This is a genomic window from Mycobacterium sp., assembly GCF_049647605.1.
In the GTDB taxonomy this organism is placed as follows: domain Bacteria; phylum Actinomycetota; class Actinomycetes; order Mycobacteriales; family Mycobacteriaceae; genus Mycobacterium.
The window spans coordinates 54,882-74,898 of sequence record NZ_JBARXZ010000050.1 but is presented as its reverse complement, the minus strand read 5'-3'; the positions used below and the strand labels follow the sequence as shown (position 1 = coordinate 74,898).

The following is a 20,017-nucleotide window of genomic DNA, read 5'->3' as shown; positions in this document are numbered from 1 at the left end:
CACCGATCATCGACCCGTCACCTGATGTAGATGTCGTTGTCGCCCAGACGCGAGGCCGGATTGAGCAGCATCGCGGCTTCCTGCGGCTTCTCCGCACCGTCGTGATCGAACCGGCGGTCGGCGGGACGCTCGAACATCGGACGCCCGCCGGCAATGGCCGAGGCCAGCCGGCGCTTGCCCGCCAACGTGCGCTCCTGAGCCTGGGCGAGGTAGGTCTCCTTCTCGGCAGGCGAGAGGGTCGCCAGGAACGCCGCCGGATGCACCAGCGCGATCAGACCCGAGACGTGCCCGAACCCGAGGCTGGTCACCAGACCGGCCTTGAGCGGGAACTTCTCCCCGAGACGCAGGGCCTCCCGCGGCCACACGAAGTGTCCGGAGGTGGCCAGCTCGTCGTCGACACAATCCAGGCTGCGGTTCGGCGGGATCACGCCGTCACGCAGGACCTGGCACAGGCCCATCATCTGGAACACCGCGGCACCGCCCTTGGCGTGGCCGGTCAGCGTCTTCTGGCTGACGATGAACAGCGGTGCGCCTTCGGAGCGTCCCATCGAGTCGGCGAGCCGCTCGTGCAGCTCGGTCTCGTTGGGATCGTTGGCCAGTGTCGAGGTGTCGTGCTTGTAGATCACCGAGATGTCGTCGGCGCCCACCCCCAACTTGGCCAGCGAACGCGCCAGCACGGAGTCCTTGCCGCCACGACCGGCACCCAGTGCTCCGAGGCCCGGAGCCGGGATCGAGGTGTGCACGCCGTCGGCGAAGCTCTGCGCGTAGCCGACAACCGCCAGCACCGGCAGACCCATCTTGACCGCCAGGTCGCCGCGGGCCAGCAGGATGGTGCCACCACCCTGGGCCTCGAGGAAGCCGAGCCGGCGTCGGTCGTTGGCACGGGAGAACTTCGAGTCGCTGATGCCCTTGGCCCGCATCACCTCGGTGTCGGCGGTGGCCGCCATGTCACCGAAGCCGATGACGGCTTCCAGCGTCAGATCGTCGAAGCCGCCGGTGACCACCAGTTCGGCCTTGCCGAGCTTGATCTTGTCGACGCCCTCCTCGACGGACACCGCCGCGGTGGCGCAGGCGCCGACCGGGTGGACCATCGAGCCGTAGCTACCCACGTACGACTGGATGACGTGTGCGGCAACAACGTTCGGCAGGACTTCCTGCAGGATGTCGTTCGGCTTGTTCCGGCCCAGCAAGTTGCCGTGGTACATGGTCTGCATCGAGGTCATGCCACCCATACCGGTGCCCTGCGTGCTCGCCACCAGGCTCGGGTGCACCCAGCGCATCAGCTCGGCCGGGCTGAAGCCGGCCGACAGGAATGCGTCGACGGTCGCGACGATGTTCCACAGCGCCACCCGGTCGATCGAGTTGGCCATGTCCTGGCTGATGCCCCACACCGTGGGGTCCCAGCCGGTGGGGATCTGGGCACCAACGGTTCGCGACAGCTTCGTCTTGCGCGGCACCCGAACCTCGGTGCCCGCCTTACGAATAACCTGCCAGTCACCGGAATCCGGAACCGGCCGCACCACAGTGTGTTCCGGATCGGCCTCCACGAACGCCCGGGCGTCGGCCTCACTGGAGACCACGAAGCTGAAGTCCTTGTCGAGGAACACCGACACCAGCAACGGCGACGCGTGATCGGCACCGATGGCACCGTCGGCGACGAATTCGCGGATGCCGCACTTCTCCACCACGGCGTCGTGGTAGCGCTCCACCAGTTCGGACTCGGGCACCAGATCACCGTTGGCCGTGTCGTACCAGCCCGGCTTCGGATCGTCTTCCCACTTGATCAGCCCGGTGGTCCAGGCCAGTTCCAGGACGCCTGCGGCCGACAGCTCGCCCTCGACCTCCATCTCGAAACGGGTCCGCGACGAGCCGTACGGGCCCAGTTCGGCACCGCTGACGATGACCACCAGATCGGCCGGATCCATGTCCAGCGGAGCCCAGTCCGGCGCGGGCGCCGGCGTGTGCGGACGCGGGGGCGACGGCAGCGCCGAGATGGTCCCCGTGAGGTCGTCCTCGTCGTCCGAGGCCGCCTCCGACGACATCTGCTCACGCGCCTTGGCGGCCAGCTCTGCCATGTCGAGCTTGATCTCGCCGAGCCCACCGGTCAGATCCACCTGCACCGGTGCGGCCGCTGCTGCCACCCGGGATTCCGGAGTGCACAGATCCAGCAGCATCGCTGCCATCTCCTGGTTGGTGTACGTGGTGACCCCGGCCTCTTCGACCGCACCGACGATGGCGTCGTTGTGACCCATCAGCCCGGTGCCCTTGGTCCAGCCGATCAGGGCGTGCGCCAACGTGACTCGCTGTGCCCACGATGATTCGGCACTCCAGCGGTTCACCAGCGCGTCGAGAGAGGCCTTCGACTCGCCGTAGGCGCCGTCACCGCCGAACATGCCGCGGTTCGGCGAACCGGGCAGCACGACGTGCAGACGCGACGCGATGTCACGCTCGGCCCCGATGGTGGAGAGCCCGCCGATGAGCCGCTGGACGGCCCACAACAGGACCTTCATCTCCATCTCGGCCCGCGAGCCGGCCTCGGACAGGTCACCGGCCACCCGCGGCGCCGCGAACGGGAACAGCAGCGTCGGGGTGAGCGCATCCTTGAGGTGGATCGATTTGGGCCCGAGGCTTTCCGACTGCTCACTACCGACCCATGCGACGAGCGCGTCGATGTCGGAGTACGACGCCATGTTCGCGGGCAGCACCCACAGCTTGGCGCCCCAGCGGGCATTCTCGCGGTACAGCTTCTTGTAGAACTCCAGTCGCTTGTCATCGAGCCGCGACGTCGTGGCGATAACAGTGGCACCGCCGTCGAGCAGCTGTCCCACCACACCTGCGGCGATCGAGCCCTTCGACGCGCCGGTCACCACGGCCACCTCATCGGCGTAACGACCGCTGCCCGGGTTCTCGGCACCTGCGGCGATCCGGCCGAACAGGGCCGCATGGACCTGCTTGCCCACCGCCAGCGCCTTGCCCTGCCACCACGTGGCCTGGGTGGCCACAACGTGACCGGCACCTTCGAAGCGCTCGGACAGATGCGGCCAATCGGCATCGATCTGGTCCTCGTCGGCCAGCCACAGGTTGACCAGATCCTCACGGGCACTGGCCCACCGGTCGTCGAGCACGACGGCCTTCTTGGCGTCGAACGACGGCGCCACCAGACGCGGCCAGTCCGAACCGAGTTCGGCGGTGACCAGGTCGATCAGCTCTGCATCGGAGGTGTTGTCGGTAGCGGTGACCGGATTGTCGAGGCCCAGTTGCCCCAACACCAGGCGTGCCGCCGAGGCCAGCACACCGTCGGGTCCGGTGACCTTGTCGGCGAATTCACCGAGGGCCGCCGAGTCGACGACGCCACCGCCGCCGGCACCACCGGCCGAGGGCAGCGACACCGGGATGCCCTTGCGGGCACCGACAGCCAGCACCGCAGCGTCGATGGCCTTGTCCACCGCGGCCGCATCTGCCAGCGCACCCTCGTGCAGACCGCCCAGGGCGCCGCCACGAACACTGGAGCCCTCACGGGTGCCCAGTGCCACCTCGACGGTGACGTGCTTGGCCCAGCCGGACCCGAGTTCCCATGTCTTACCGACACGTTCGGCGATATAGGCAGGACGCTTGCCGGAGGGTCCGAAGACCGTCCGCAGCTGGTCGTTGATGGCATCGGAGAGCACCGGGCCGAACGGTTTGTAGGTCCGCGCCAGCTTGCTCACCTGCCCCTTGAGCGCAGCCAGGTCGGCTTCGGCCGCCCCGTCGATGGCACCGAGGTTCAGCTCGGAGCCCAGGTCGACAAGCAGCTGATTACGCCGCGAGGACGCGCCGTCGGTGATGGACTCGATGGAGTCCAGCGCCTCGATCTGGTCCAGCCGCATCTTCGCCGACAGCCCGATCAGCGCCACGGTGGCATCAGCCGCGTCGAACGTGATGTCGTCCGGGCGGGGACCACCCGAGGGGGCCGCCGGTGCGGCCGGGGCCGCGGGGGCGGTGGGAGCTGCCGCGGCGGGCGCTGCCGCAGCCGGGGCCTCGTCCACCTCGGAATCCAGGTCGCCCGCCGGGTCCTCGTCGTTGGCGAACAGCACCGCGGCGTCGCGCTCGGAGTTGAGCACTTCCACTGTGCTGTGGGCATATTCGGCCAGCTTGAGGGTGTTGGTGGCCAGTCCGGCGACGGTCGGCGCGTTCTTCACACCGATCTCGACAAATCGCTCCACACCGAGGCCGCCGGCGGCTTCCTCGATGAACAGCAGATCCTGGGTCTCGATCCAACGCACCGGGCTGGCGAACTGCCAGGCCAGCAGCTCGATGACGATCTTGCGCATCAGCTCCGACGGGCGCTCGTTACGCCAGGTGTCGTAGTCGGCGAGGATCTCGTCGAGCGGCTCGGCGGGCACCAGATCGCGGATCTCCTGGATGAAGTCGCGATCCAGGGTGAACGGCCGCGGCACCAGGTTCGGGATGTAGCGGCCGACGATCAGAGCCGGGTCGCTGTCGTCGGGCATGACCCGCTCGAGGGCCCGACGGAAGTCGTCGACACCGACCCGCAGCACGCTGGAGTGGAACGGCACATCGATACCGGGCACCAGGATGAACGACCGCTTGCCGCCGGAAATCTCGCGGCGCCGCTCGACCTCTTCCTCCAGCGCCTCCAGACCACGGACGGTTCCGGCGATGGCGTACTGCGAACCCCGCAGGTTGTAGTTCACGATCTGCAGGAATTCACCGGTGCGCTCGGCGATTCCGGCCACCCAGTCGGTGACGTCGGCGTCCGGCAGGTCGATCTGCGAGGGCCGGATCGCGGCGAGCCGGTAGTTGGAGCGGCCCTGTGCGTCGCGAGGCACGATGTCGTGCATCTTCGAGCCGCGGTGGAACACCACCTCCAGCAAGGCCTCGAGTTCGTAGACACCGGAGACACATGCCAGCGCGGTGTACTCACCAACGGAGTGACCGCAGGCGATGGCACCTTCGACGAAGGCACCCTGCTCCCGCATCTCGGCCACCTGGGCGGCGGCAACGGTCGCCATCGCTACCTGGGTGAACTGCGTCAGGTACAGCACACCTTCGGGGTGGTGGTAGTGCACACCGGAGGCGATCAGGCTGGTCGGGTTGTCCCGCACCACGTGCAGCACCGAGAACCCGAGGGTCTCGCGGGTGAACTTGTCTGCCTTGTCCCAGATCTTGCGGGCCGCCTTGGACCGGGCCCGGACGTCCATGCCCATGCCCTTGGACTGGATGCCCTGTCCGGGGAAGGCGTAGACGGTCTTGGGTGCGGCCAGCCGTGCCGTCGCCGACATCACCAGATCGGAACCGATGCGGGCGGCGATCTCGAGCACCTCGCCACCGAGGTCGACGCCGATGCGGTCCACCCGGAAGTCGACCTCGGCACCGGGTTTGACCATGCCCAGGAAGCGGGCGGTCCAGCCGATCAGCTTGGCCGGCGGAACGGGCTTGCCGTCCGTGGCGGTGACGACGTGCTGGGCCGCGGCCGAGAGCCACATGCCATGCACGATGGGCGATTCCAGGCCGGCCAGCAATGCTGCCGCCTGATCGGTGTGGATCGGGTTGTGGTCACCGGAGACCACGGCGAACGGCCGCATGTCCACCGGTGCAGTCAGGGTGATGTCGCGACGACGGCGACGCGGGGTGTCGGTTTCGTTGTCGGACACCGCGCCACCGGCACGCAGCGGATCGGTCAGTTCGGCGGCACCGGTGCGTCCACGGATGGCAAAGCGCTCTTCCAGCGTGGCCAGGACGGTCCCGTCAACTGTCGAGACAGTGACCGAGACGGGGACAACGCGCCCCACCTCGGTGTCGTAGGCATCCGAAGCCGTTGCAGCAACTACCAATTCGGCGTGTTCGGTGGGCAGCGCCGAGATCAGGTGGGCCGCATGGTCCAGGTGCACCAGGCTCAGCAGACCCTCGACCACCGGGAATCCGGTGTCGGTGACGGCAGAGCCGATCGCGGCGAACACCGCCGGCCAGCAGCGGCCGACGAGTGCGTCGGGCACGACGGTCAGAGTGGGTGCCAGCGGAGCGCCGAAGGTCGCGGTCACACCGGTGTGGTCGGCGACCCGTTCGGGATCCCAATCCACCGTCAGGGTGGTAACGCCGTCGACCGGAGTCGGCAGGGCCTCCGGCCCGTCGACACCGGCGGCGATGGCCAGCACCGCACGCATGGCGGAGGTGGCGTCCTCGGTGGAGACCACCGGGGCGCCGCCGTCGACCGTCGAAGACGGCAGAGTGAAGGCGATCTCGATCCAGGTGCCCGACAGCGGCACACTCAGCACAACACGTTCGCCGTGGCTGGAGACTTCCAGCCGCGCACCCGTGGCGTGGTGGATGGCCGAGCGGTTGTCGTGCGCCTGCCAGTCGGCAGGATCGGCGATCCGGTGCACCGGGTTGGTGGCGATCCGGCCCGCCCACAGGACGTCGGGAGCATCGAGCACGACGGCCAACGGGCCGGTCACGTCGGTGCGATGCCGGCGCCGCGAAAGCACCTGCACGGCTTCCGGATTGGTCGCGAGCACGTCATCGATCGAGGCCTGCTCGAAACGGTCGAGCAGCTCGCCCACCGGCTCGTCGACCCGGGTGATACCGGCGACGGCTTCCGTGCCCGGGATGATGCACACCTGGTCGGCGGGGTAACGGGCGTCGTGGGCCTGCCACAGCGAGTCGCTGCGCCACCAGCGGCGCACGTCCTTGTCGATGACCGGCACGAAGTTGACCGGCTTGCCCGGGGTCTTGCACAGGCTCACGAAGAACGGCACGTCGGCCGGGTGCAGCTTCACCGTGGCCGCGTCCGGGAACCGCGCCAGCAGCGCGGCGATCGCCTGATCCGGGTTCTCCAGCAGGGCCTCCCCCGCTTCCGTTGCACCGTAAAGGGTTTCGATAGGACCGAAATCCTGGGCATCGAGGCGGGCCTCGGCGCGCTGCAGCATCTCGGTGAACCGGTCACGCCAGGTGACATCCAGCCACGGCGAGTCGGCAGTCTTGGTGTCAGCGGTGGAATCGCCGTCACCGATGGCCAGCTCGACGAAGCGGCGCAACCACGTCTCGTAGGTCATCTCGGCGACGTCACCGAAGTACGGCTTGGCGGTGTTGGCCATCGCCGCGATGATCTCGTCGCGGCGCTCGGCGACAGCATCTGCATCACCGGCGACATCGTCGAGCAGCCTGCCGCAACGCGAAGCGGTGTTGTCGATCTCGTGGATGTCGGCGCCCAGCTGGCTGCGCCCGGAGGCCATGCCGCCCTGGGCCTTGCCTGCACCCACCCACTGATCGGTGCCCTTGGTGTCCACCAGCAGCTGCTTGACCTGGGGGCTGGTGGTTGCTTCCAGGGTGGCCATGGCGGCGGTGCCGACCAGGATGCCGTCAACCGGCATCAGGGGGAAGCCGTAGCGCAGCGACCACCGGCCTGCCAGGTATTCGGCGGCCCGCTCGGGGGTGCCGATTCCGCCGCCTGCGCAGACGGTGATGTTGGCGCGGCCGCGGAGCTCCGAGTAGGTGGCCAGCAGGAGATCGTCGAGGTCCTCCCACGAGTGGTGGCCACCGGCGCGGCCGCCCTCGATGTGGACGATGACGGGTTTGGTGGGTACCTCGGCCGCGATGCGGATGACCGAGCGGATCTGCTCGACGGTGCCCGGCTTGAACACCACGTGGCTGATGCCGACGGTGCCCAGCTCTTCGATCAGCTCGACAGCTTCTTCGAGGTCCGGAATGCCTGCGGTGACCACCAGGCCGTCGATCGGCGCACCCGACTGCCGCGCCCGCTGCACCAGACGCTTTCCGCCGACCTGGAGCTTCCACAGGTAGGGGTCCAGGAACAGCGAGTTGAACTGGATCGCCCGGCCCGGCTCGAGCAGCGACTTCAGTTCCTCGAGGCGGTCATTGAAGATCTGTTCGGTGACCTGGCCGCCACCGGCGAGCTCGGCCCAGTGGCCGGCGTTGGCCGCCGCGGCCACGATCTTGGCGTCGACGGTCGTCGGAGTCATGCCGGCGAGCAGGATCGGCGAACGTCCGGTGAGCCGGGTGAACTTCGTCGACAGTTTCACCGAGCCGTCGGGCAGGGTGACCACCGACGGCGCGTAGCTGGTCCAGGGACGGGCCACCTCGGGGACGGCACCGATGGTGAACAGGTTGCGTTGGCCGCCACGGGTGGCCGCAGGGACGATTCCGATGCCGAGGCCGCGGATCACCGGAGCGGTGAGCCTGGTCAGGATGTCGCCGGGGCCGAGATCCAGAATCCAGCGGGCACCTGCCTCGTTGACTCCGGAGATCTCTTCGACCCAGTCCACCTGATCGACCAGGATGGACTCGGTCATGCTGCGGGCCTGTTCGACGTCCAGCCCGACCTTGGCGGCCCAGTCGGCGACCAGGTCGACGCCGTCGGACAGCCGCGGCGAGTGGAAACCAACCTCCACCTGCACCGGCTCGAAGACCGGCTTGAACACCGCGCCACCGCGCACCTTGTTCTTGCGCTCGGCTTCTTCCTTGTCGGCGATCTGCTGGCAATACAGCTCGAACCGGGACAGCTGCTCCGGGGTGCCGGTGATGACAACGGACCGGCGGCCGTTGCGAATGGACAGCACCGGAGGCAACACGGTGCGCACATCCTGGGAGAACTCGTCGAGCAGTGCGTAGATCCGCTCGGGGTCGGCATTGGTCACCGAGACCATCGGCGGGCGGTCACCGAGGATCGAGATGCCGCGACGCCGGGCGACCAGCGTGCCGGCCGCGCCGATCAGCTGTGCCAGCGCCAGCAGCTGCACGTCCTGCGCGCCTCCGGCCTTCAGCGCTTCCACGGCCAGCACGCCCTGAGAGTGACCGACAACCGCGACCGGGGGGACAGCGGCCAGATCCATGCCCTGACGCGCCAGCGCGCGCACAGCGGCGATCTGGGTCAGCAGCACACCCGGGACCGACACCGCTGCCGAAGTGAGTTGTTTGGCGGAGGGGACGGGCTCCTCCGCGGCCAGGGCACGCACCCACTGGAGGGGTTCGAATCCGATCGGGCGGACAACGACCAGCTCTTGGGCGACGGGCTCGAGCAGGAGTTCGGCCTCGCCGGCCAGCGTGGCCAGATCGGACTCGATCCCGGCCGAGGACACCAGCTCTTCGAGGGTCTCCAGCCAGGCGCTGCCCTGACCGCCGAAGGCGACCGCGTACGGCTCGCCCTCGGAGAGGCGGTCAACCAGAGCGTGGGAGTTTGCGTGCGCGGCAGCGTTGCCTTTGGCGTCGATGGAACCGTTGTGATCAGCAACTCTGTCGTGCTCGAAGATCGTCACAGTGGTGTATCTCCCTTGGTACTACTTGTCGGTCGACACTCGATCAGGCCCCTGATCGTTGTCGCGGCTCTTGTTCTCACGTCTCGGACCTGCGCTGCCCTGCGGAGGTACTTCTCGGCTTCCAGCTGGCGGTCCCCATCGACCTGTCACGTCGTGATGCAGTCGTCCCCGGCCCGGCGCTCGGCGAAGCCGCTCGCGAAGTTGTCCGCGTGACTGGGCGGCGTTCGACTGCAATCCACTGCACTAAGAGTGTCATAAGGAGGTGGGGCATTTCTGTGCGCAAGATGGTTACTGGCGAGTTCTACGCACGAGTAACCAGGCCGCCGGTAACAGGCTGCTGAACCGGCGCGCAGACGCTGGAGGACAAATGTCCTGCATGCAGGTGGTTACGCTCGAGTAGCTATAACTGCGCAGATCAAGGCAGTTCTGTTATCGAATCGTTACCTAGAGTTTTTTGTCGGGTTTTGACCACGCCAAAGACGTCACGCAAGACGGCCGGTCTCCCAGAACGGCGGAAAACTGGGCCATGATCGTTCGCGGAACGCCGAAGCGTTTGCCGAGCAACCGACCCGGCAACCTGCATCCAAACCGCCGCCGGCCCCGGGCTCAATCCCACTGACCGAAACTGGGCTTCAGGATGTGGTTGACGTCCACCCCGATACCGGCCACCTTGCGCTTGTCGATCTCGACCTGATGCAGATGGGCCGCGGGGTGCGCAACCCGTCCCGGAGATCCCCAATTGTGCTGCCAGAACCAGGATCCGAGCCCGTCCTGTATCGCCCATTCGATGGTCTTCGAGTTCGCGTAGAGGCCCACCCGCTGGCGGCCGAGGACCGCCTCCCAGCCGCGGATGTAGGGCGCAACCTGCTGCTTGTACTGCTCGAAACTCGGGTCGTCGTCGATCGAGGCGTAGATGGGAGCGCCGTAGGAGCCGCCGGCAGCAACGTGGATCTGCCAACCCCGCTGCGCATGCTGGACACCCGCGGCCTGCCCGCCGAGCCAGTCGGCGCTCTCCGCCTTGCCGTATTGGTAGTTCGACACGATCTTCAGACCGTTTTGGTACAGATCGCGGGCCTCAGCCAGCAAGATGGGCTTGCCCAGCATCCACTGACCGCCGGGACGCCGGTCGGATACGTACCTGATCGCCCCGATCGCGCCGGCGGCCCGAAGGTCCGCAGCACTGAGAACACCGGCGGCGTAGTCCAGCAGGATCCCCAACGGCGCAGCCGCGGCAGCGGGAGCGATCAGTGAGGCCGCCGCGGTTCCACCCGCGAGCGCCACCGGGGTCGCGGCAGCCAGGCGCAGCAGGTCGCGACGAGTGAGGGACACAAACCTCACGTTACGACACCAGCCCCAGGAACCACACCAACGTCGCAGGTCACATCTGCATCAAATTTCTCAGGCGCTGGACTGCATGGCGGGACCGCGCATCGCGTGCTCGACCTGGCGGGCGATCACGATCGTGGCCAGCGCCCGGTAGTCCCGCAGGACACGCACGGATTCGACCGGCGAAACCCGCGGTGGATCCGCGCTCACCAGCTCGGCGGCAGCCTCTCCGAGCAACGCGGCGACATCCCCGGCCGTCGCCGCCACCCCCTCCTGCGCCGAGGTGAACACCTCGACGATGATGGCGAGGTAACTCTGCCGGTCCGGCGCCTGGAGCACGATCTGCACCAGACTCGGGTCGATCAGCATCAACTCCCCGTCAGCCACGCCGGCCATACCCGTGGCCACCATCCGGCGGGCCTCTGCCCGGGTCGCCTCGATACCCAACGGGAGCGCCGCCAGCCGCTCGGCCACGCCACCGGGACTGTCGCCGGAGATGTCGTCGAGCAAGTCATGGAGACCAAGAACGTCGACCAGATCGTCACCGGTTCGCATCGCCGAGAAGAAGTCGGCGATGTGCGACGAAGTGAAACCTTTGGACAAGAGCTGATTGATGACACGCAGCTGCGCAAGGTGAGCATCGCTGTAGATGGCGGCCCGGCCCACCCGCGCCGGCGGATCCAGCAGTCCACGTTCCCGATAAGCCCGGATGTTGCGGATGCTGACTCCCGATGCCTCCGCGAGTTCCCCGATGCGGTATCCAGTCATTCTCGCCAGCCCTTGAACCGGTCCGAAGCGACCGCGGATCCCATGCCGGAATGGTACTCGCCGATCGCCAGATAGCAAACAAATGCTCTTCCACAATCGATCACGACAGATACGACCTATGACACATTTGATCTGCATTTATTCGTGAGTCACCAGCAGCTTCTCTACACGTTTTTGCTACTTTGGCCAAGACAATGACACATCGCTGACATGTCGCTCGAACCAGCACATCGCAGATGATGCGAGTGAACTCACAATCCGCCGATTTCCTCATCGATCCGGTGTGGGTGGACGATCAATAGCCGAAGGAGAGGTGGAGTCAGTGCGCGGGTGGGTCGTTTGGTCAGCCGGGCTACTGGCCTACGTGGTCGCCGTCCTGGACCGGACCACACTGGGCGTCTCCGGGCTCGAAGCAGCGGACCGATTCCAGGCGGCGCCGGCCGTGCTGTCAGGTTTTGTTGTCCTGCAGGTCGTCGTCTACGCCCTGGCCCAGGTTCCCGCCGGCATACTGCTCGACCGGTTCGGTTCCCGGCTGATGATCGTGGTCGGCGGCTCCCTGATGGCCACGGGGCAGCTGGCGCTCGCCTTCACCGAGTCCCTCCCCTGGGCGATGGCAGCCCGTGCCGTCGTCGGCCTCGGGGATGCCTGCACCTTCATCTCGGTTCTGCGATTGGTGCCCTTCTGGTTCCCGGAGCACCGCATTCCGCTGGTCACACAGCTGACCGGCTTCTGCGGACAGCTCGGCCAGATGCTGTCGGCGCTGCCGTTCCTCGCGCTGCTCACCGGCGCCGGGTGGCAGACGGCGTACCTGACGGTGGCCGCGCTCGGCATGCTCGCGGTGGTACTGGCCCTGCTACTGGTGAAGAACACGCCATCCGGGCACCGAGAGCCGGTGTCATCGACAGGTATCCGGGACATCCTGTCGGGGATCAAGACCGTCTGGATGCGCCCCGGTACCCGACTCGGCTTCTTCACCCATACGGGGACACAGTTCTCGGTCACGACATTCGCCCTGATGTGGGGGGTGCCCTACCTGCTGGTGGCCCAGGGCCTCTCCCGCCCCACCGCCGGTGTTCTGCTGAGCGTGTCCACCGTGGCGGCGGTCCTGTCCGGCATCCTCATCGGCATCTTCACCGGCCGGAACCCGCATCGGCGATCCAATGTGGTGCTCGGCATCATGGTGAGCAGTGCACTGATCTGGGCCGTGGTGCTGGCGCTGCCCACTGCGGCGCCGTTGTGGCTCCTGGTGGTGCTGATCGTCGTCATCTCGGTCGGCGGGCCGGGGTCGATGGTCGGCTTCGACTTCGCCCGCGCCTTCAACCCCGCGGCAACACTCGGCACCGCGCAGGGCATCGTCAACATGGGAGGATTTGTCGCCGCCCTGCTTGTCATGCAGTCGATGGGCATGATCATGGACGCCGCCGGCGGTTTCACCTTCGACTCCTTCCGCATCGCCTGGTCGGTGCAGTTCGTCGTGTGGATACTGGCGGGGGCCGGGATCCTGATCACCCGCAGGAAGGCTCGCCGGACCATCGGCGATATCGACGAAAGCAAGTACCTGCTCGAGTATTTCGACGATCCCCGAGAGGATCGACAAGCCTCCCGCTGACGGGTCGGAGTTGCACCGGGCCGGCAGCGGGCGAACGTGGGTCAGGCGTGGCCGGTGTACAACCGCGCCACCCGGGTGACGAACTGGTACACGCCGTCCTCGTCCGGTGCCAGCGGGCCCGGGCGAGCATGTGGTGAACTCAGGCCTCGCTGCACCGACTCGCAGGCCGACCAGTCCTGGCGGTTCGTCAGATCCCAGAAGTCCACGGCGTAGGACGGATCAAAATCGGAGCGCTCGGCGATCTCCCGCGGAAACGCCCACGCGCATTCGACAACGGTGCGATTCGCCGATAGCGGCGTCATCAGGTGGGTCATCACGTAGTCGGGATGCAAACTCACCAACAGATTGGGGAAGCCGACGAGGTACATGACGGTGCGCAACTCGTGCTCGGACAGACCCGTGATCGCCGCCCCCTCGCTCTTTCCCGTCAACGACATGGTTTCGGCCTCGTCGACGATCGACATCCAGCCCCCCATCCAGGAGCCCCCGAGATCCAGGTTCTCGCCGCTGGTGGGCGGGCTGATCCGGGTCAGCTCCGGGTGGATCGACGAGCAGTGATAGCACTCCTGATAGTTCTCCGCGATGACCTTCCAGTTGGTGGCCAGCTCGTAGGAGTGCCGCGCCACGACCGTGAGATCCTCCGGCCGGTACGGCGCCACAACGTCTTCGAGCCCGGCGACGTGGTCGGCGAAGTCGCTGTCGGTTCCACTGGGGTCGACAAAGAGCCAGCCATGCCAATTCACCAGGCGCAGTTCCACCAGCCCGAACTCGGCGGCGTCGAATGTCTCGACATCATCGAATCCCGGTGCGTTGCGCAGACTTCCGTCGAGCTTGTACGACCAGGCGTGGTAGGGGCAGACGATCCCCCGCCGCTTGGTCTCGGCGCCGCAGGCAAGCAGCTCGTGGCCACGGTGGCGACAGGTGTTGACAAATGCCCGCACCACGTCGTCGGCGGCACGCACCAGCAGCACCCCGCCGGCTCCCGCGGCCACCGCCTTCTGGCGGCCGATGGTACTCAGGTCCGAGGCGTGGCCCACACACGTCCACCCGGAGAAGATCGCCCGCTGCTCCCAGTCGAACACCGCCTGATCGACATAGGCCTCCCGCGGGAGCATCCGCGACTGCCCGAACGGCGCCAATGCGGCTGCCAGATCACCCGCCGGAACCGGAGCCGGACCCCACTGTTTGAACATACAGTCAAGATTACTGGCTGGCTTCACCCGGGTCCAGATGGCGAGCGCGCGTATTTGTACGCGACACGCCGACCAATTTCGTACAAACACGCGCGCTCGCGGGAGGTTTCACGCCCGCATCAACCCTCACCGGTGAAGGCACCGATGCTGCGATCACCACCGCGCCCCTTCGCCATCTGGCGATAGATCAGATATCCGATGACCACCGCCGCCAGCGCCGCCATCAGCAGCAGCGTGGCCAGCGCATTGAGCGCCGGAGTGGGGGCCGCGCGAGCGGTGTTGTAGATCTTCACCGACACCGGCTCGGTGGCCGCGGCGCCCGACAGGTATCGCACCAGCACAAAGTCATCGATGACGTCGGCGAACACCAGCACCGTGCTGGCGAAGATCGCCGGGGTGAGCATCGGCAGGATGATCCGTCGCAGCGCTCCCAGCTGCGTCGCACCCAAATCCATTGCGGCTTCTTCGTATTGTCGCCCGATGGTGGCCAGCCTGGCCCGCACCAGCACTGCCGGATACGACACCTGGAACGTGACCAGACCGATCACCTGCGCGGCAGTCCCCAATGTCAACGGCAGTGCCACCGAGGTGATCACAAACAGCAGCGCCACCGCCAACAGCACCTCGGGAATCACAAACGAGAACAGCATCAAGACATTGGCACCGTCGGGCAGCTTGCCACGCCACCGGTCGATACCGATGGCAAAAAGCACCCCGAGCGGCACCGTGATCAGGGTGGCGATCACCCCGAGCTTGAGCGTCTGGAACAGCGCGGTGTGCAGTGCGGCGTCATGCCAGACCGAACGGGTCTCATCACCCCAGTACCAACGGAACGAAAAGCCCTGCCAGTGTGTCCGCGACCGACCGTCGTTGAACGAGAACCACACCGCGATCAACACCGGCAGCAGTGACCACAGTAGATAGAATCCCGTGACAGCGACCAAGATCCGCGGCGGCCGCCACGGATCGTTCCACCAGGTCAGCGGCGCTCTCACGAGGCCACCTCGTCGCGGCGCGCCATCACCCGGACGTAATAGATCATCGGCAACAGCGTGACCAACAGGACGATCATCACAAACGCCCCCGCCTGGCCGGTCTGCCCGGGAGCCTGCACGCTGTCGTTGATCAGGTTGCCCACCATCGCGGTTTTGGGAGACGCCGACAACAGGTCGTTGGTGAAGTAGTCCCCCAGCATCGGCAGACACGTCAACAACACCGCCGCGACCATCGTCGGCCGGCACAGTGGCAGCGTCACCCGCCAGAACGACGACAGCCGGTCCGCACCGAGGTCCCGGGCAGCTTCCAGGGTCGACTGCGGCAGCCGATCCAGCCCGGCGTAGAGCGGCAAGATCATGTAGGGCACATAGCCGTACACCAGACCGAGGATCACCACCACCGGTTGCCCGGTGAGCCAGTTCACGCCCACATCGAAGAAGCCGCCGAAGCTGAGCACCCGGTTGACCAGACCGTCGTCCTGTAACAGGTTGACCCAGGCCAGCATTCGCATCATGTAGCTGATCCAGAACGGAGCGATCAGCAGAGCCAGCAGGACGCCCTTCCACTTCCCGGCCAGGCGCGCGACGTAATAGGCCACCGGAAAAGCGATCAGCAGACAGAGGCTGCTGGCGAGGACAACAAACACGGCGGTGCGCACCAGTGCGGGTCCGTAGATCCCGTTCGGGCCGACGATGCGACTCAGCACGTAGGTGAACTGTTCGGGGTTCCAGCGCAACGGATTCCACACCGGTACCGCGGTCCGGAAGATGGGGTCTACGTAGCCGAAGACCACGCAGAGCACGACGTAGAGCGGCACGATGAAACACAGCAGCAACCACACCAAGCCGGGCGTCGCCAGCGCCGGCCACAGATACCGGGAACGATCGCGCGCTGCCGTGGTGGGCGCTTCGGGCCGCGGGATCAGACCGGTGACCGCCACGAAAACTCAGGACCCGCCGGCGTTGAACGCATTCCAGACATTGCGCCACGCAGCGTCGTTGGCGGGATCCAACTCCAAGAGGCGGTACCCGGTGTCGAAGTACTCGGGCCGCACAATCGCGGTACGCAGGTTCTCCGGGATGAACTCCTCGGCCACCAACGTGTCCGCCGTGATGCTGTTCTGGGGTGGCTGATATCCGATCGCCGAGAAATTCTCCTTGGCCACCGCCGGGTCGAGCATGTGGTTCAGGAACAGATGCGCCAGCACCGGATTCTTGCCGCCGCGCAACGTCACCAGCATGTCGTTGTCCACCAGCCCCAGCCCGTCCGACGGGAACCAGTACCGCAGGATATCGGTGCCGACGCCCTCCGGCAGGTAGTACTGCGCGTTGATGATGTCACCCGACCACATCTGCGCCAGACCGATCTGACCGGCGGGCAGGTCGCTGTACATCGTGATGGTGACCTTCGGGGACGTCGCTGCGACCAGCGCCGAGAGTTGTTCGCCGACCATCTTCAGATCGGTCGCCGAGGAGGTGTTGACGTCGGTGATGCCCTCCTTCAACAACACCAGCGCCATCGCGCTGTGCCAGTCGTCCAGGATGGCCGTCTTGCCGCGGTACACCGGATCCCACAAGGCCGCATAGGGATTGGGCAGTGTGCCGATGTCGGCCGGCACCTGGTCGCTGCGCCATCCCATACCCGTGGTGTAGATCGTGTACGGCACGGTGTAGCGCCACTGTTGGTCGTACCAGGGGTTGGTGAAACTGGGCCACACGTTGGAGATGTTCGGGATGTAGCTGTGGTTCAACGGACGCAGCAGGCCGCCGTTGACCAATCGGCTGATCTCGGTGTAGTTGGCGTTGTAGATGTCGAAGTCGACGCCGCTGCGCAACTTGGTGAGCGCCTCGTCACCGTCATTGAACGTCGAGATCTCGACCTTGACGCGGTAGCGATCCTCGAACGATTTCACCGCCTGGGGGCTCAGATAGTCGGCATAGTTGTAGATCTTCAGCGTCGCCCCCTGTTCGGGTGCCAGGCCGTCGTCGATCGGCCTGTTGTCCTCGGGGATGTCCCAGAGGACCGGGCTGTCCGGCCGGGCCAGCGTCAGGCTGGGCGGTGACGATGAGGGACCGGACCCGCCACAGGCCGCCAGCAGGCTTCCGAGAGTCGGTGCGGTGAGAGCGAGAAGACCAGCGCGCGCCAAGAATTGACGCCGGTTCAGACCGGAGGGATTGGGTGCTGGCATCGTGGCCTCCCCGCTTTGCGTCTTGTCGCTGCTAGGACTCTCGCATAGACTGAATGCTCAGTCAACCGGATGGAAGCGGAGGTTGCACCGTGACTTCGTCAGTGGTCGAGACTCCGGTGGCCGATTCGGTAGACCAGTTGATCAGCACCGAGGAGCAGATCTTCCTGCGCCGCCAGCCCCGCAGCACCGAGCTTATCGCCCAGGCGCGTGCACACCTGGCCGGTGGCGCCACCTCGAATTGGCAGATCGCCCAGCCGCAGGCGGTCTGGATGAGCCACGGCACCGGGTCGAAGGTCTTTGACGTCGACGGCACCGAGTATGTCGACATGCACGGCGGCTACGGCGTCTCCATCGCCGGACACGCACACCCGGCGATCGTCGAGGCGGTGAGCCGACAAGTCACTCGCGGAACACATTTCGCCCAGCCCACCGAGGACGCCATCTGGATCTCCACCGAGCTGGCCCGGCGGTTCGGGCTGCCCCTGTGGCGGTTCGCCAACTCCGGCACCGAGGCGACGATGGACGCCATCCACCTGGCCCGCGCTCTGACCGGTCGCGACCGGATCATCAAGGTCGAGGGCTGCTATCACGGTCACCACGATTCGGTGCAGGTCTCGGTGTTGCCCGAAGCCGATGAGGTCGGTCCACGCGATCACCCGACAGGCGTCCCCGGCAACAGCGGGATCCCCGCCGCCATCCGTGACCTTGTCATCGTGGTGCCCTTCAACGACCTCGATGCCGTGGCATCCGCCCTGGCCGAGAACGACGGTCAGGTCGCGGCCATGATCCTCGAGCCGGTGATGATGAACGCCGGCATCATCGCGCCCGACGACGGCTATCTGGACGGGATCCGCACGCTGGTCCACGCCGCCGGGGCATTGCTGATCTTCGACGAGGTCAAGACCGGATTCACCACCGGCCCGGGCGGAGTGACGGCCCTGTCCGGGGTGGTACCCGACATGGTGTGCCTGGCGAAGGCGCTCGGCGGCGGGGTCTCGGTGGCCGCCATCGGTGGCACCACCGCCGTGATGTCGGCGATCGCCGACGGCCGCTACGAGCAGGTGGGCACCTTCAACGGCAATCCGCTGGCGATGGCAGCCACCCGGGCCACGCTCGCCGACATCCTCACCGACGACGCCTATCGACACCTCGACGGCCTGGCCCGGCACCTGCGTTCCCTGCTGGAAGCCACCATCGACCGCCATGCGGTGCCCTGGCATGTGGTGGCGGTGGGCGCCAAAGGATGTGTGACGTTCCGGCGGGACCGGGTCCGGGAGTTCCGGGATTTCCTCCAGGTGGACTCACGGCTGGGGCATCTGCATTGGTTGATGCAGCACAATGGCGGAGTATTCCTGCCGCCATGGGGGAAGGTGGAGCAATGGCTGTTGTCCGTTCAGCACAGCACCGGCGATGTCGACCGGTTCGCCACCAACTTCGCCCGATTCGCCGCGGCAGTGGCGCCCTGAAAGCTCGGCACCCCCGGTGACCGGCGGGGCGGTCCGGCTGCAACGGCTGGAGAAGGCGTTCAACGGGATACCGGCGGTCACCGGTATCGATCTCGATATCCCCGCCGGCCAGTTCTACTCACTGCTCGGCGCTTCCGGATGCGGCAAGACCACCACTCTGCGAATGATCGCCGGCTTCGAAAAGCCGGATGCCGGCCGGATCGAAGTCGACGGCCGTGACGTCGCGGGCGACCCCCCGCACAAACGCCCGATCAACACCGTCTTCCAGACCTACGCACTGTTCCCGTTCATGACGGTCTGGGACAACGTCGCATTCGGACTTCGCTACCTCAAGGCCACCAAGGACGACACCCGGCGCCGGGTCGGTGAAGCACTCGAGCTGGTACGGATGTCCCAGTTCGCGAAGCGCCGCCCAGCACAGCTGTCCGGCGGCCAACAACAGCGGGTGGCGCTGGCCCGGGCACTGGTGCTGCGGCCCCGAGTGCTGCTGCTCGATGAGCCACTCGGCGCTCTGGACGCCACCCTGCGCAAGCAACTGCAGCTCGAACTTCGGGCCGTGCAGCGCGAAGTCGGGATCACCTTCGTCTACGTGACCCACGACCAGGAAGAGGCGCTGACCATGAGCGATCAGATCGCGGTCATGGCCGAGGGCCGGGTGGAGCAGATCGGGCCGCCGCGAGAGATCTACTCGGCGCCGGCCACCACCTATGTGGCCGGATTCCTGGGTGCCGCCAACATCTTCGACGCCGAAGTGCTGCGCTCCGAGCGTGGTTCGGCGTTGTGTGCGGCGATGTCCACCACGGTGCGATGTACATCCACCAGCGCCGCGACCGAGTGCCCCACCGGGCCCGCCGCCATCGTGATCCGTCCCGAGCGCATCACGCTGCACGCCGCCGACTCCAACGACACCGACGTCGATATCGAAGTCAACAGCATCCCCGGCGTGGTTCGCGAAGTGGTGTATCTGGGCTCGTGCACCCAGGTACACGTCGATGTCGGCGCGCCCACCGACCTGGTGGTAGAAGTGCCCAATCACGCAGGGCCACAATCGGTAACCCTGTCGCCCGGCGCCCGGATCCACTGTCGCTGCAGCCATGATGCGGTTCGGGTGCTGACCCGCAGCCCGGCCGCGGTGGTCACCGACCCGGTGGCCGAACCGCAGAACGCCCTGACTGCGACCTGAAGCACCCCGCCAACAG

Annotated in this window: 10 protein-coding genes; 3 read left to right on the top strand and 7 right to left on the bottom strand. The window is 66.6% G+C overall.

Going from position 1 to position 20,017, the window contains the following annotated elements:
• Nucleotides 1–17: 17 nt before the first annotated feature.
• The 3 genes from WBB07_RS07005 to WBB07_RS06995 all read right to left on the bottom strand — a co-directional run bounded on the left by WBB07_RS07005 (nucleotide 18) and on the right by WBB07_RS06995 (nucleotide 11,366).
• Nucleotides 18–9,272 carry a fatty acid synthase subunit beta domain-containing protein gene (locus WBB07_RS07005; protein ID WP_526306076.1) on the bottom strand — a complete coding sequence of 3,085 codons (9,255 nt, stop codon included), beginning with the start codon at nucleotides 9,270–9,272 and terminating at the stop codon, nucleotides 18–20.
• A 606-nt stretch (nucleotides 9,273–9,878) separates the two neighbouring features.
• Nucleotides 9,879–10,601 (bottom strand): glycoside hydrolase domain-containing protein, encoded by a 723-nt coding sequence (locus tag WBB07_RS07000; protein ID WP_526306074.1) that lies wholly within the window; start codon nucleotides 10,599–10,601, stop codon nucleotides 9,879–9,881.
• A 69-nt stretch (nucleotides 10,602–10,670) separates the two neighbouring features.
• A complete protein-coding gene (locus WBB07_RS06995) occupies nucleotides 10,671–11,366 on the bottom strand; it encodes a MerR family transcriptional regulator (RefSeq protein WP_526306072.1) in 696 nt (231 codons plus the stop codon).
• Nucleotides 11,367–11,688: 322 nt separating this feature from the next.
• Between WBB07_RS06995 and WBB07_RS06990 the strand changes: the two genes are divergently transcribed.
• Nucleotides 11,689–12,975: an MFS transporter gene (locus tag WBB07_RS06990; RefSeq protein WP_526306070.1), complete on the top strand. Its 1,287-nt coding sequence runs from the start codon at nucleotides 11,689–11,691 to the stop codon at nucleotides 12,973–12,975.
• Between the two features lie 41 nt (nucleotides 12,976–13,016).
• Here the strand turns inward: WBB07_RS06990 and WBB07_RS06985 are convergent, their stop codons facing one another.
• The 4 genes from WBB07_RS06985 to WBB07_RS06970 form a co-directional block, all read right to left on the bottom strand.
• Nucleotides 13,017–14,168 (bottom strand): aromatic ring-hydroxylating oxygenase subunit alpha, encoded by a 1,152-nt coding sequence (locus WBB07_RS06985; RefSeq protein ID WP_526306068.1) that lies wholly within the window; start codon nucleotides 14,166–14,168, stop codon nucleotides 13,017–13,019.
• 119 nt (nucleotides 14,169–14,287) lie between these two features.
• Nucleotides 14,288–15,163 (bottom strand): ABC transporter permease, encoded by an 876-nt coding sequence (locus WBB07_RS06980; RefSeq protein WP_526306066.1) that lies wholly within the window; start codon nucleotides 15,161–15,163, stop codon nucleotides 14,288–14,290.
• Nucleotides 15,160–16,104 (bottom strand): ABC transporter permease, encoded by a 945-nt coding sequence (locus tag WBB07_RS06975; RefSeq protein WP_526306064.1) that lies wholly within the window; start codon nucleotides 16,102–16,104, stop codon nucleotides 15,160–15,162. The genes WBB07_RS06980 and WBB07_RS06975 overlap by 4 nt, the downstream gene beginning before the upstream one ends.
• A 6-nt stretch (nucleotides 16,105–16,110) precedes the next feature.
• Nucleotides 16,111–17,352 (bottom strand): polyamine ABC transporter substrate-binding protein, encoded by a 1,242-nt coding sequence (locus WBB07_RS06970; RefSeq protein ID WP_526306062.1) that lies wholly within the window; start codon nucleotides 17,350–17,352, stop codon nucleotides 16,111–16,113.
• An 89-nt stretch (nucleotides 17,353–17,441) separates the two neighbouring features.
• On the opposite strand from WBB07_RS06970, the gene WBB07_RS06965 reads away from it, so the two are divergent.
• Both WBB07_RS06965 and WBB07_RS06960 read left to right on the top strand, forming a co-directional pair.
• On the top strand, nucleotides 17,442–18,818 hold the full coding sequence (locus WBB07_RS06965) for an aspartate aminotransferase family protein (protein ID WP_526306060.1): 1,377 nt from the start codon (nucleotides 17,442–17,444) through the stop codon (nucleotides 18,816–18,818).
• Between the two features lie 16 nt (nucleotides 18,819–18,834).
• Entirely contained in the window at nucleotides 18,835–20,001 is a 1,167-nt protein-coding gene (locus WBB07_RS06960) for an ABC transporter ATP-binding protein (protein ID WP_526306058.1), read from the top strand.
• Nucleotides 20,002–20,017 lie beyond the last annotated feature (16 nt).

What these genes read in the sequence shown, in the direction of transcription:
- WBB07_RS06995 (WP_526306072.1), bottom strand. Translation starts at nt 11,366, where the DNA reads ATGACTGGATACCGCATCGGGGAACTCGCGGAGGCATCGGGAGTCAGC.
- WBB07_RS06985 (WP_526306068.1), bottom strand. Translation starts at nt 14,168, where the DNA reads ATGTTCAAACAGTGGGGTCCGGCTCCGGTTCCGGCGGGTGATCTGGCA.
- WBB07_RS06970 (WP_526306062.1), bottom strand. Translation starts at nt 17,352, where the DNA reads ATGCCAGCACCCAATCCCTCCGGTCTGAACCGGCGTCAATTCTTGGCG.